Annotated in this window: 13 protein-coding genes and 2 pseudogenes; 7 read left to right on the top strand and 8 right to left on the bottom strand. The window is 60.9% G+C overall.

Going from position 1 to position 13,101, the window contains the following annotated elements:
• Nucleotides 1-88: 88 nt before the first annotated feature.
• Nucleotides 89-313 carry a hypothetical protein gene (locus tag Q3C01_RS18285; protein ID WP_458146692.1) on the bottom strand — a complete coding sequence of 75 codons (225 nt, stop codon included), beginning with the start codon at nucleotides 311-313 and terminating at the stop codon, nucleotides 89-91.
• Between the two features lie 133 nt (nucleotides 314-446).
• Here Q3C01_RS18285 and Q3C01_RS18280 point away from each other — a divergent pair, with 133 nt between their 5' ends.
• Nucleotides 447-1,367, top strand: coding sequence for an ABC transporter ATP-binding protein (locus tag Q3C01_RS18280; protein WP_458146691.1), 921 nt, complete (start codon nucleotides 447-449; stop codon nucleotides 1,365-1,367).
• 67 nt (nucleotides 1,368-1,434) lie between these two features.
• The gene (locus Q3C01_RS18275) at nucleotides 1,435-2,439 is read left to right on the top strand and encodes an ABC transporter ATP-binding protein (protein ID WP_458146690.1); all 1,005 of its coding nucleotides are present in this window, start codon (nucleotides 1,435-1,437) and stop codon (nucleotides 2,437-2,439) included.
• On the opposite strand, the gene Q3C01_RS18270 is transcribed toward Q3C01_RS18275, so the two are convergent.
• From Q3C01_RS18270 to Q3C01_RS18260, 3 genes are read right to left on the bottom strand one after another with little or no spacing between them, the layout of a single operon-like run.
• Entirely contained in the window at nucleotides 2,423-3,304 is an 882-nt protein-coding gene (locus Q3C01_RS18270; protein WP_458146689.1) for an ABC transporter permease, read from the bottom strand. The genes Q3C01_RS18275 and Q3C01_RS18270 overlap by 17 nt on opposite strands.
• A gap of 13 nt (nucleotides 3,305-3,317) precedes the next feature.
• The gene (locus tag Q3C01_RS18265; RefSeq protein WP_458146688.1) at nucleotides 3,318-4,322 is read right to left on the bottom strand and encodes an ABC transporter permease; all 1,005 of its coding nucleotides are present in this window, start codon (nucleotides 4,320-4,322) and stop codon (nucleotides 3,318-3,320) included.
• A 48-nt stretch (nucleotides 4,323-4,370) separates the two neighbouring features.
• A complete protein-coding gene (locus tag Q3C01_RS18260) occupies nucleotides 4,371-6,164 on the bottom strand; it encodes an ABC transporter substrate-binding protein (RefSeq protein WP_458146687.1) in 1,794 nt (597 codons plus the stop codon).
• Here Q3C01_RS18260 and Q3C01_RS18255 point away from each other — a divergent pair.
• On the top strand, nucleotides 6,151-6,735 hold the full coding sequence (locus Q3C01_RS18255; protein ID WP_458146699.1) for a hypothetical protein: 585 nt from the start codon (nucleotides 6,151-6,153) through the stop codon (nucleotides 6,733-6,735). The genes Q3C01_RS18260 and Q3C01_RS18255 overlap by 14 nt on opposite strands.
• Here the strand turns inward: Q3C01_RS18255 and Q3C01_RS18250 are convergent.
• A pseudogene (locus tag Q3C01_RS18250) lies at nucleotides 6,708-7,476 on the bottom strand (IS110 family RNA-guided transposase); the annotation flags it as partial. The gene Q3C01_RS18255 and the pseudogene Q3C01_RS18250 sit on opposite strands and share 28 nt — an antisense overlap.
• A 733-nt stretch (nucleotides 7,477-8,209) precedes the next feature.
• Nucleotides 8,210-8,419: a hypothetical protein gene (locus tag Q3C01_RS18245; RefSeq protein ID WP_458146686.1), complete on the bottom strand. Its 210-nt coding sequence runs from the start codon at nucleotides 8,417-8,419 to the stop codon at nucleotides 8,210-8,212.
• Between the two features lie 172 nt (nucleotides 8,420-8,591).
• Here Q3C01_RS18245 and Q3C01_RS18240 point away from each other — a divergent pair, with 172 nt between their 5' ends.
• Both Q3C01_RS18240 and Q3C01_RS18235 read left to right on the top strand, forming a co-directional pair.
• The gene (locus tag Q3C01_RS18240) at nucleotides 8,592-8,822 is read left to right on the top strand and encodes a hypothetical protein (RefSeq protein ID WP_458146685.1); all 231 of its coding nucleotides are present in this window, start codon (nucleotides 8,592-8,594) and stop codon (nucleotides 8,820-8,822) included.
• 10 nt (nucleotides 8,823-8,832) lie between these two features.
• A complete protein-coding gene (locus Q3C01_RS18235) occupies nucleotides 8,833-8,997 on the top strand; it encodes a PcfJ domain-containing protein (RefSeq protein ID WP_458146684.1) in 165 nt (54 codons plus the stop codon).
• Nucleotides 8,998-10,340: 1,343 nt separating this feature from the next.
• Here Q3C01_RS18235 and Q3C01_RS18230 read toward each other — a convergent pair.
• The gene (locus Q3C01_RS18230; RefSeq protein ID WP_458146683.1) at nucleotides 10,341-10,580 is read right to left on the bottom strand and encodes a hypothetical protein; all 240 of its coding nucleotides are present in this window, start codon (nucleotides 10,578-10,580) and stop codon (nucleotides 10,341-10,343) included.
• A 517-nt stretch (nucleotides 10,581-11,097) separates the two neighbouring features.
• Nucleotides 11,098-11,601, bottom strand: a pseudogene (locus Q3C01_RS18225) (hypothetical protein).
• A gap of 113 nt (nucleotides 11,602-11,714) precedes the next feature.
• Between Q3C01_RS18225 and Q3C01_RS18220 the strand changes: the two are divergent.
• Both Q3C01_RS18220 and Q3C01_RS18215 read left to right on the top strand, forming a co-directional pair.
• Nucleotides 11,715-12,530, top strand: a complete 816-nt coding sequence (locus Q3C01_RS18220; RefSeq protein WP_458146682.1) for a class I SAM-dependent methyltransferase — start codon at nucleotides 11,715-11,717, stop codon at nucleotides 12,528-12,530.
• Between the two features lie 52 nt (nucleotides 12,531-12,582).
• Entirely contained in the window at nucleotides 12,583-13,095 is a 513-nt protein-coding gene (locus Q3C01_RS18215; RefSeq protein ID WP_458146681.1) for an OsmC family protein, read from the top strand.
• Nucleotides 13,096-13,101 lie beyond the last annotated feature (6 nt).

Here is a 13,101-nt window from a genome sequence, read left to right as displayed (position 1 = left end):
CCTTTGGCCATGATCGCCCAAGCGATGCGCGCCATCTTGTTAGCAACGGCAACGGCGACGAGTTTGGCCGGCTTCTTGGCCAGCAGCTTCATGACCCAGGGATGCTGTTGCGGGTGCTGCCGGACGTGTCGAACAACCGCTGTTGCACCGATGACGAGCAGCCGCCGGAGTTCTGCTTCGCCTGCCCGACGAGATAATTCACGAGACCGTCGGGCCCGCCGCCGCCGGCGGTTTCGGCCGCCTTCAGGACCGCGTCCTTGAGCAGCGCGGTCGTCTTGTTCGACACGCCTTTGTCGTTGATGTACGTCGGCATATATCCTACACGATGAGGCTGAGGCCTCGAGGCAAGAAAGCCCCTGCACTTGCGAGATAATACCGTCCTTCAGGTGCGCGACCTTCGCGTTTACTATCACACTTCGTTAGGCGCCGTGCGGGCGGTCGACGGCGTGAGTTTCAACCTGCGCACGGGCGAGCGCCTGGGACTGGTTGGCGAGTCGGGGGCGGGAAAGTCCACCGTCGCAATGGCGCTTATGCGCCTGATCAAGCCGCCTGGCCGGATCGAGAGCGGCCAGGCGCTGTTCGAGGGGGCCGATCTCCTTGCGCTGCCGGAACAGGAGATGCGGCGTCTGCGCCTGGCGGCGATCGCGCTGGTTGCGCAGGGCGCGATGAATTCCCTCAATCCGGTGACCCGGGTGCGTCGCCAGTTCGCCGACGCGCTACGCGACCATGGCCAAGGGCTAACGCGTTCGGCGCTGGACGCGCGGATCCGCGAACTGCTTTCGATGGTCGGACTTGGGTCGGAGGTCGCCGACAAATATCCGCACGAACTGAGTGGCGGTATGAAACAGCGGGTCGTGATCGCGATCGCCATCAGCCTCCGGGCGCGCGTGATCATCGCCGACGAGCCGACGAGCGCGCTCGATGTCGTGGTGCAACGGCAAGTCGTCGAGACCCTGCGGCGCGTCCAGGAAAAAATCGGCGCCTCGATCCTGCTCGTCGGCCACGACATGGGGTTGATGGCCCAGGTCGTCGACCGGTTAGGGGTCATGTACGCGGGCACGCTTGCCGAAGTTTGCGGCGTTCGGATGATCTTCCGCGAGCCCCTTCATCCCTATACCCAACTACTGATAGCGAGCCTGCCGACCCTGGAACGCAAGGGCGCGTTTCGGGGCATACCCGGCTTGCCCCCGTCGCTGCTCAATCGCCCCCGAGGCTGTTCCTTCCGCACGCGCTGCCCACATGCGATGCAGCGTTGCGAAGTCGACGCGCCAGTCTTGCGCGAGGTTCGCCCAGATCATTTCGTCGCGTGTCACCTTTACGAAACGAGCGCGCCGCAATGCGCGTTGCAAACCGCCGTCGGGGCATGAAATGTCCACTTTACTCGAGGCGCGCGCTGTCACGAAAATCTATGGCGGAGGGATGCTCGGACCGCGAATGATCGCGGTCGACAACTTTTCGCTGGCCATCGCCGACGAACCGCCGTCCATCACCGCCTTAGTCGGCGAAAGCGGCAGCGGCAAGACCACCCTGGCGCGCCTGCTGCTAGGCCTTACCGAACCCAGCGTAGGCGCGGTGCTTTACAAGGGCGCGGACCTTCGCAGGCTTTCGGGCACCCATCTCAGATCCTTTCGCCGCGACGTCCAAGTGATCTTCCAGGATCCGTTTGAAGCCTACAACCCGTTCTATCGGGTCGACCATGTCCTCGAAACTCCGGTTCTGAACTTCGGGCTTGCGGGCTCCCGGCACGAGGCGAGGCGCATGATTGAGGAGACCTTGCGAGCCGTCGGCCTACGGCCAGAGGAGACGCTCGGACGCTATCCCCACCAGTTGAGCGGGGGTCAGCGGCAGCGGATCATGGTGGCGCGCGCTCTGCTGATCCGCCCGCGCGTCATCATCGCCGACGAGCCTGTATCGATGGTGGACGCTTCGCTCAGAGCCACGATCCTGACGAGCCTGCGCGAGCTTCACGACAAATTCGGGATTTCGCTGATCTACATCACGCACGATCTAACCACCGCGTATCAGGTCAGCCACAACGTCATCGTGCTCTATCGCGGCCTGGTCGCCGAAGCCGGCGACGTCGAGAAGGTCGTGGGCGACCCCAAACACCCCTACACGCGCTTGCTGATCGGCTCCATCCCCTACCCCGACCCCAATCGTGCTTGGAAAGGCGAGGAGGCCCCGTCGGCGGAGGGCGTGGGGACCTCGGAGCATAGCTGCCGTTTCGCGCCGCGCTGCCCCTCGGCGATGGCGGTCTGCCGCGAAAACACGCCGCCGATGTTTCGCATGGATCGGTATCGCGCCGCCGCCTGTTTCCTTTACCGCCAAGAAGATGTCGTGCCGGGGGCCGATATCGGCGAGATCATGATTCCCGGCGACAGCCCAAGTCTTGCCCAACCGCCCACCGAAGCGGCGGCGGAACTCAGACCTGACGCCTAACGCGCGGGTTGGCAATCTCGTCCAGTCCGATCGAGATCAGAAACAGCGCGATGAACAGGATGCCGACGACGATGATCGGCGCCAGCCACCACCACCACCAACCATTAATCACCGCGCCGGTGAAGTTGACCCAGTAAAGCGTCATACCAAGCGTCGGCGCCTCGAAGACGCCGAGGCCGAGCACATCGAGCCCGATCGAGGCGAGAATCGCAGCGGATACCGATCCGACGAGCGAGGCCATGAGATAGGGCAGCAAATTCGGCATCAGCTCCTTCACGATGATCCCCGGCCCGCTAGTGCCCGAGAGCCGCGCGATTTGCACATAGGCCCGCTCTCTCAGGGTGAGAACCTGGGACCGGATGGTTCGCGCAGGGTGAAGCCAAGCGAGCGAGGCGATTACGAGCGCCATCACATTGACCGTCATACCCTGACGGAGCGTGAGCGCCACCACAATCAGAATCATGAGATTGGGCACGGTCAGTCCGATGTCGACGATGCTGCGCAAGATGCTGTCGACCCAGCCCCCGTAATACGCCGCCACGAACGCAATCGCCGCGCCGATGCCGACGCCGAGAATTCCGGCGATGAGTCCGATTCGGAGCGTCAGCAAGGTGCCCGTCGTGATCACCGCGAACAAGTTGCGGCCCTGGCGGTCGCTGCCAAAAGGCAGCGCCCAGGACGGTGGCTGCAAAACGCGCGCCGATAGCGGGCGCGCATTTTGCGGGTCCACGAGCAGCCCGCCGATCACAGCAAAAGCGATCATGCCCAACAGAAGCGCGAACCCAACGCTCAGCTCCTTGTTACGGGCGAGATAGTTCACCCACGTCAGGGCCCATGTATGGCGGCTGTTGCTCGGCGGCTTCAAGGATGAGCTCCCATCACGCGTTTCTATGGACGATGCGCGGATCGAGCAGCGGATAGGTCAAGTCGAGAATCAGCGTCGCAAGGCCGATCGCAACGATCACTAGGAAGACAATTCCTTGCACGAGGAAAAAATCGGAGCCTCGGATGCCCTGGAAAAGCAACGTGCCGATGCCGGGATAGCCGAACACGATCTCGACGAGCACAGCGCCAGATACGAGCTGCCCGAGCGATAGCGCAAGCGCCGTCGCTTGTGGAAGTATCGCGTTGCGCATGCCGTAGTCGACGAATAGGGTGCGATCCGAGAGGCCTTTCGCTTCGGCAAAGGTGACGTAGTCCTCGCCTTGCGTCGTCACCATCATCGCCCGCATGCCGAGCGCCCAGCCGCCGAGCGAACCTAGGATGATTGCGGTCGCAGGGAGAACGGCGTGGTAGGCGACGTCGAGGCCAAACGACCAGCTCCATTGCGGAATCGCTCCGGCAGTGTAGCCGCCGTAGAGCGGCGCCAACTGCAGGCTGAAGCCGACGACGTAGACGAGGATCAAACCCAGCAGAAAAAACGGGATCGCGCTCATCGCAAGCAGCGGCGGCATAATCGCCGTCAGCCAACGCGGCGCGCGCGGCCAAGCTTGGAAGGCCCCCAGAACGTTGCCGATGACGAACGAAATCAGCGTCGTCCCCGTGATCAAACAAACCGTCCAGGGCAGTCCGTCCAAAATCATGTCGCTGACTTTCCGAGGATAGTTGGCGATGGAATAGCCAAAATCGAACCGGGTCATGTCGACGAGATAGGTGAGATACTGCTTCCAGAGAGGCTTATCGATGCCAAATTTCGACTGATACTCCTTGACCATGTCCTGCATGCCGGCGTGCAGATTGCCGCCGAGGGCGGCCATCTGCATGACCTTCTGGGCAACGGGGTTATCCCCCGCGATGCGCGGCAGGAAGAAATTGAGCGTGGCCGCGAGCCAGACGATCAAAAAGAAGATTCCGACCCGCTTGGCGAGATAGTAGACAGGCAATCCTCACCTCTTCGCGCAAGCGGACCGGTTACCGCATCTTCAGAGCCGTCACGTCGTCGCTTCGAGTTTATGTAGTACAAGCGCAAACGTCGAGTGGAAGAACGCTGGATTGACGTAAGGGTTGTCTTTGGTTGGATAGCCCTTCCAATAGGTCAGGTTCATCGGCAGCCGGTGATAGAACTGCATGAGCTGCACATCGGGCAGTTCCGGCAACCAGATGGCCATCGCCTTCAGCCAAAGCTCCTTCATCTTCGCCGTGTCTTCCGGCGAGGTCACGAAAACCTCGTCGACGATCTTGTCGTAATCGGCGTTCTTCCAGCGCGCGAGATTGACGAGATGCCCGCCCGGAATCGCCTCGGACGAAGATTGGTAAAGCCGAAGCGTCTCGAAGGGATCGCGCACGCTTCCGCCGTGACCGAAAATGGCCGCATTGTAGTCGCCTGCAAAATAGCGGGTGAACATGTCCGGCGGCTGGCTATAGGTCGCATCGATCCCCTGCCGCTTCAACAATTCGACCAGCACCGGGCCGACCGACGGGAAATCGAAGAAGCTGATGATTTCCATCGAATACGGCTTGCCAGCAGGATCGACATACATGCCCGAGCCGTCCTTCTTCCAGCCGAGTTCGGCAAGCAATGCGGCACCCTTCGCTGGGTTGAATTCGTTGGTCGGATATTTATCGAGCAGGGGCTTGGCGTAGTCGAAATACGGCTGCAACCCCTTGTAAACTGAACCGTCCGGCATCGGCAGAGGCGAAAGGCTCGAAGACCCGCCCCAACCTACGTCAATCAGCGTCTGCCGATCAATCAGATAGCTGATCGCCCAACGGAACTTCGGATTATTGTAGGGGGGCCGCTCGTTGTTGAGATAGAGCGAAGTCGGCCACCAGTCACAATTGCCGAAGGGAAGCTCGCGGCCCGTAAAGGTGATGATGTTGGGATTGCCTTTGAAAACGGTCGGGAACGTCGCGACCTGCAATCCGGTCGAGAAATCTACGGCATTCGAGATGAGGCCCTGAGCGAGTTGCTGCTCACCCGTGTCCGGGAGAAGCACGATGCGCTCGACCGCCGGCAACTTGCCGACGCCGGCCGCCACGCCCCACCACGAATCCCTCCGGTCGAACACCTTCTGGGTCGGCGAGACATTCACGACCTTCCAGGGGCCCGTCGTGACGGGCAAGCCCTTCTCGAGATCGAAAGCGGTAAATTTCTGCCAGTCCTGCCCTTCGAAGATGTGTTTGGGAACGATGTGCAGGCCGATATCGTATTTGTAGGAGAGCATGTGGAAGAAGAAACGCGGCGCCGGCACCTTGAACTTGATTAGCGTCGTGTTGGGGTCGACCACGATTGCGGATTCCAGCACTTCTTGAACGTCCTTGCCCCATTTCACCTTGCCGCCGAGTTCGTTAAGGGTGTTGAGGGAATAGGCGACGTCCTCTGCGGAAAACGGCTTGCCGTCGCTCCAGGTGATCCCTGATCGGGTCTTGACCGTCAGCTCTTTGTAGTCGGGACTGTATTTGTAGCTCTCTGCGAGCCACATGATCGTCTTGTCGGCAAAGGCGCTGTAGAAGGCGAGCGGCTCATAGATGATGTTGCCTCCGAGCTGTGGATTTGCGCCGATGACATATGGACTCCAAAGCTCGGCCTCGGTGTGCTTGCCGTCGGTACCGCCGCGAACCGTAACCAAGGTCCGGTTGCGGGGAACGTCCTTGACTTCGCCAGCGGCGATCGCTTGTCTGACGGCCAGCAAGCCTGCCGGCAAGGATAACGCACCGGCAAAAGCGACGCTCGATAGCATGAAGTCGCGGCGCGTGGGCTCGAGGCCCCAAATGTGGCTTTCCATCCCTATTCCCTTTTGTTTGCGGCTCCCAAACCTGACCCGACAGGTCCGCCTGCTATCACGTTGCGTTGGCGAGGCCCGCCTCACGATCAACAAAGCAAGCAATCTGGTGCAAAGCCTACGGCAGTTTCAAAAAACGGTCAATTTCGATGCAGCGCCACAAGTGCTGAGCGGACTTCAACTGTCGGGCTCGACGTCGGCGCCGCGCTTCATCTCGTTCCCGCTGGCATGCTGCGCAGGCGGCCAGCAACTGCGGGATCGGCGCGCCGGCATAGCTGGGGTGGCAGCCCACGCAAAATCGGTTCCGCGTCTGCACGGTCATACGCCCGATCTGATGCAACGCCTCGATCATCCGCCCGTGCGATGCGCCGACAACAACAACCCATCCACCGAGCGCACGGATTCGCCGGATCGACCGGCTCCTTCGGGAAGACGTCCGGCGCGGCGACGATGCGGCCCGACCTCACCTGCCGTACGAAAGTCGACGACCGCGGCGCGGCTCATCAGCAAAAACGCGGCGCTCAGTTGCATCAACTCGCACTCCCGCTTGACCAGCACGACCCAAGCCGCCTGAACGAACAGGCTGCGCAAATAGCGATTGCCGCGCCTTGATATCCTGCCAAGGATTGTCCGGTCTCCCGTCGAGATCTGTTTCGGTACCAGCCCGACCAGGCGCCGAAGTCACGGCCTTTGGAGAACACGTCTTCGGTGCCGATCGCGGCCACCATCGCTCTCGAGATGATGGGGCCAATGCCGGGGACCGTCATCAGCCGCTGGCAGTGCTGATCTTGACGGGCGAGCGTTTCAATCTCGCCGGAGAGACCTTCGATGCGCGCATCCAGGCGACGCCAATCTGCTGACAGGTCTTCGATGATGCGCACCATGCGGAGCGACAAGACATCGGTTCGCGTCGCCAGGATGCCTGGCAGCTCGGCGCGCTGGAAACGCAACCCTTGCCGGACCGCAACGCTCCGCTCGAGCAGGAAGGCGCGGATCTGATTGATGATGCCGGTACGCTGGCTAACCAGCCGCTCGCGCGCGCGGCATGCGGAAGTCGTTCTTCTGTCCCTTGCTATACGGCCGCACGTATTTGGCCGGCATCAGCCGGGCATTGTGGCCGAGTAGCTGCAGCTTGCGGCTGAGATGATGGGCGCCGACGCAAGCCCTCCATCCCGATCAGGCACGGCGCCACCGTTGTCCCTATCCTGCCGGAATGGTAGCAATTAATCCATGGCCAAAGGCGACCCCATGTGTTGCGTGCGAGGTGACCTGCCGCACGGTCGTCACCGCCGCAAACGCGACCGACAGGCCGAATGCCATGACGAGGGCCAGAAGAGCCAGACGTGGAGCCATTGCAATTCTCCTGCTGTACCCGAAAAGGTCGTCAATGCTTGCAAGTTGGTCGCAGCTCTTCCGTGAGGGGTCTCACGCAAGGACTCACGAAACCGAGAGCAGCTATGCGGACGCCTTCTTGTGGCTCCACCGCCAACCAACAAAGCAGAATTCGATACGAACAGTCAGCAATAACCGTTCCCACCCATCCTCGGCTCAACTGGCACAAGCTCAGGCTAAAAGCGAGAAAATCGGAACCATAATTGGTTTGGTGATCGGCGGGTTGGTCGGGTTCGGTATGTTAGTGGTTTTGTTTGGAAGTCAGCATTGACCTGCGCCGGTACATGCGCGGGGTCGCTAAACCTTTTTCCTGATATTTTCGCAGATCGCCGCATAGTCCGTAGACGGCATCTGAGCCGTCCGCCGCTCTGTCGCACTGGAGCGCTGTAGCGGCCGTGCGTGACGGCGTTTACAGTTTCCGGGCGGACCGCCGCGACGCCCCCAGCGATCTCCGGCGGTATCTACTGTTCTTACCGCTTTAGCGGTGGCAACAGCTATCTGGAAAACCATCGGCCCCCCTCAACCGCCGCATCCTAAGAAGGCAGTCGCGATGGTTTCGAGCCGCTAGGATCCGAAAACTTGCGGCGCACAGACTTTGATCGCGGGGTGAGGTCCCAGAAAATCACGTTCGGCGAGATGCGCAGGCGCGGCGCTCTCTATTCGCGCGGCTGATCGTCCTCCGTGGAAGGTGTCTCCTCCAACTCGCAAATGTCACCGCCGCCGTAATCCTCCTCGGGCGGTGGTTGCTGCCGCTCATACCGGAGCGCGTCTCGACAAACCGATTCCCAGGCGCCAGAAATCGGACGGCTGATGAAATAATCGACCGCAACAATGATGCGTTCCACCAATGCAGTCGAGAAGTTCATTGCGATACCCCCTCTCGCTGAGCAGGCCCCAGCCTATTGGTCCGGCTGGTCCGAGACTGTGCTCTGCGTCACGGGCGAGATCGCTCTGGAGCAGGCAAGAGCGCTTGCTGGAGCGGAGCGGGAGCGGTCGGAATGAATAGTAACGCGTCGCTACTTTTGCCCGCTGACGTTGATGCTGACCGCGCGTTCACTTGATTTCCCAGGAAGCCTTTTTCAGTACTGGAACCTCGATAAGGACGACCCTCCAGATTACGGTGAAGTGAAGCGGGCCCGCGCCGAAAAGCAAAAGCAGCGGCACGCAGACTTGGCCGTGGCCGAATGGGTTGAACGTACCAGTGCGCCGCTCGATAGACTGATCGACTACACACGCCACTGCCATCACTCTGGGAATATGGCGGCGTAACTTCGTTGCGGTGCAGACTGGAAGGGCGCTGCGCGTGGAAGGTGCTGCCATGCATCATTGTGTCGCGTCCTACTGGCGGAACGTAGTCAATGGCAAATCGCACATCTACTCGATCCGCGAGAACGATCGCGACGCTCGAGCTCGCTGGTCGGCTAACACAATACAAAGGGCCTAACGCTACTTCGACGACCTCTGTGAACGGTGTCGGGCAGCATAGCCGCTATCAGGTGAGCCAGTTGGTCGGGGCACGCAACCCGCGCCCGGCACCTGAAGTAGCGAAGGTAGTCGGTACCTTCGTGGAGGAGATCAACAACCACGTATGCGTCGCGACCCCAGTCGGCCCCGTCGACGGCCACAGGGCTGCCCGCCTGGCACGTTCGAGCAGGCAAGGGTCGAGCACATCGAGCGCGTGCTCCTGCTCGAAAGCGTCAAATGTCAATTCATAATTCCGAAGGAACACAATCGATGAGGACAATAATGCTCAAAACGGTTGCCCTACTTTTTGCCTTGATGGGGGTTGTCCCCGCGGCCTTCGCAGAAGCCCCGGTCAAAACGATCCCGCCTGAAGAAGCTCCCAACTTTCATGGCCAGTTGGTTAGCGTGAAGGGCGTTGTCTCGGCTGATACGACATCAGGGCGGGGAAACAGGTTTCTTAATATGGGCGGAACGTATCCTAACCAAGCCTTCACCGGCTGGATACCATCCAAAAGCGCGGGCGTCTTTTCTGTCTTGCCTAACGTTGCGGGAAAGACGTGCGCTATCACAGGCCAAGTCCAACCTTACAAAGGGAAGCCAGAGATCGTCCTGAACTCGCCTTCACAGGTGAAATGTGAATGATGACGCGATCTCCTTTTGGCGGCCCGTGATGGATCCACAATTCGCCGGACAGTGGCCACGCCATTGGACTTAGTGCCATTGTGTGCAGCGCGTGGTAGGAGGTACGTCGCGGCGCGACGGAAGGTCACTCAGCGGCCGAACGCGAAGGCCAAGTAGGCAGTACTCGCACAAGGCCCAGAATTCAGCCCAACACCCTCACGTCTCGCGATTATCCTTTCACGACCTCGGCCAATGCACTGACTGCGCCGCCGTTTATTCCTGTGCGCCAATACCAGCAAATAAATCGATCGCGGCCGCAAGATCTTGGCTCGTCCAGCGCCACACGCTCCAATCAGAGGCCGGATACATTGATGCAAGACCGCATCTGCCAGGTTGACAAAACCTCTTGCAACGCGCGGCCGGACCATAGGGTCAAACCGGGCTTCCTGCTTGGTGGCCGCATCTTCCGTCGAGTGCAGACATTGGTCCGACAGGCAGTCCGTTGGGGAGGGGGCGCTTCCAAAAACGGACCGGAACCACCCCATTGAAGTAAGTTGATTTTATTCGAGGATCGAGCGGGGTTAGCGTGATTGGCTGTCACGTGACAGCCGGTTGGAATCAGGCCGCGTGAAGCGGCGCCCGAGCGCGGCAAGTGAAGATAACGCGCCGAGCGGTGTACGCAATCCTTCTTGCGAGAGGAGGTTAGTCATGTTCCGTAAAGTCACGATCGCGTTGTTGGCGACCGCGGTGCTTGGAATACTTGCACCCGACGTTGTGTCGGCGCGCGGCGGGGGCGGTGGCTTCGGTGGGGGCATGCACGGCGGCATGGGCGGCTTTGGTGGTGGTTTCCACGGCGGCCTCGGCGGCGGTGGTTTCCATGGAGGTGGCGGCTTCGGTAGAGGCGGTTCTCACGCCGCTCGATTTAATGGCGGTCGGTTTCATGGCGCGGCGATTCGCGGGCGCGGATTTCGGGACGGATTCCGGGAAGGATTCCGAGCCGGCCGGATTGCCGGAACCAGCCGCTTGGCGATTCGCACGAGGGTCATAAATGGGCAGAGAACCAAGCTGCAGTGTCTCACGCCAGACTGTAGCTCATGGCATAGTTGGACGGAATAGCTCGACCGCCCGTACGTGTTACGGCTCGGCGTCGATCTTGCGCCGCGTCGCCAGATCGGTTGGCGCACCGCGCCGCCCTGCCGCTCAGATGCGTAGGTCAGTCGCTCCGCGCCATTGCCGCCGAACTCGACCGCCGCGGCATCAAGAGCTGGAGCGGCAAGCCTTGGACGCGGTCTCGGTCAGGAATGCGATGGTCCGACTCGGCTTCCAGACAACAGGGGGCGCGTCATGACGCATCCCCGCGAAACAAAGGGCCGCTTCGTCAGGCGCACCGCGCACCGCTGCCGCCGCATGTCATCTTCCCCCTCGGGCGCGCCAATGCGACGGCACCATGTAACCTGCTCTAGGGACGGTCGCCGAAGGCGGCCTCCGCCCCTTCTCGCAAGCGAGGCGGGGTAATAAAGGACCGCGGCGTGCTGGCCTGCGCGTCCAGATAGCAAGGCGTGTACATCGCCTGGAGCTACTTGCCCCTGAGGAAGATCATGTGCGGGCTGAGCCCGCCCCGCTGCGCGATCCAGCGCCGCACCTGCGACGGATACATCGAGTACAAGCAGCTGGGTCGCCTCGGGATTGGTAATCGCCCGGCCATTGGAACCGAAATCCCAGGCGGCATGGAAGCCGAGCGTCGCGTTCGAGGTCACACAGATCCGGTCGTGCGGGATGGCGCGAGAACAATGGTGCAGGCGGAGGCGCAGAGGCCGTCGATGATGACGGTTTCGCCGGAACTGCGCAGATCCTGATATCTGTCGACGTAGGTTCCGATCCGGCCACCAGGGTCATCCGCGATTCGTAGCAGTCGAACCGCACGAGTACCCCCAATCGCCTTGGAAATCGGCCGCGTCCTCAGCGAATAATCAGGGCAATCTCAGGGACAAATCAAGCTATCCTCAAACACTTAGACCTATTTCGGGCGCATCCTCCATCCTGCCGATTGCGACGATCCTCATCGAGAGGATGAAGATGGACGCTAAGCTGCAACGACGCGTGCAACGGTACGGATGGGACAAGGCCGCCTCGTATTATGAACGTTCGTGGCAAACCCAACTCGAACCGGCACAGTCCACCCTACTCGATTTGGCCGCCCTTGAGCCCGGGGGCGAGGTTCTGGACGTTGCCTGTGGCACGGGGCTTGTGACCATCAGAGCTGCCGCCGCGATTGTGCCTAGTGGTGTGATTGTCGGCACGGACATTTCTGAGCAGATGGTCCTCACCGCGCGAGACATCGCGGCCGGTCGGGGAATCGCAAATGCTCAGTTCGAACGCATGGAGGCCGAGCAGTCGACCTTCGGCGACAATTCATTCGACGTCGTGCTTTGCGCTCTAGGCCTGATGTACGTGCCTGATCCCGAGAAGGCGATACGCGACTTCCATAGAGTGCTGCGGCCGGGAGGGCGCGCCGTATGCGCCGTTTGGGGCCAGCGGAGCAAGTGTGGGTGGGCGGAAATTTTCCCCATCGTTGATGCGCGTGTCCAATCGGAGGTTTGCCCAATGTTCTTTCGCCTTGGCACAGCCCAGAACCTGCAGCATGCGTTCAGCGCTGCCGGGTTTGGCGACATTGTCGAGAGGCGACTTGAGACACGACTCGAATACGCCACGGGCGACGAAGCCTGTGATGCGGCATTCGTCGGCGGACCGGTGGCGCTCGCCTACAGTCACTTTTCGCCCGACACGAAGTCAGAAGCGCGCAAGGAATATCTCGAGTCCCTCAAGGCCTATCTGATTAGCGACCACTATTCGATACCGGGAGAATTCGTTGTCGTTGCAGGAACGAAGTGAACCCCTTTCGCCGGACGAACAGTTCGGTACGTCCATTTGGGAGGATCGGACCATGTCAAATTCGCGCGTGCGCGAGTCATTGGAAAGACTACACCGTGTTTTCCTCGAACGCCCGGCGGCAGCCAAGAAGTCGAACCCGCCGGCGAGCGCAACGTGGCAGAATGGACTGCGGTGTGAAGTCACGGGGCCCCATGGGGAGAGGGTCATCACCGACATGCCGCCTGCCATGGGAGGTGATGCGAGTGGGCCGAACCCCGGCTGGCTGCTACGAGCTTCTATGGCTTCATGTACTGCTACGTCGATCGCCATGCGTGCTGCTCGCCTCGGTATCACCCTGAGATCGCTCAAGGTGACCGTACACAGTGAGACAGACGCTCGCGGAATGACGGGCATCGATGGAGTTTCGACAGCGCTCGGTAGTCTGCGAATGTCGATTGAGATCGGGGCGGAAAATGTCCTTGATCAGCAATTGCGTGATCTGGCCGAAATCGCCGAGACGCAATCGACCGTGGACTGCACCCTCAGGGAGCGGCCGCCGCTGGCAATCGAGGTTTCGCTTGTCTAGCTCTTT

This window comes from Bradyrhizobium sp. UFLA05-109 (assembly GCF_054185165.1).
This window is presented reverse-complemented; position numbering and strand designations above follow the sequence as displayed.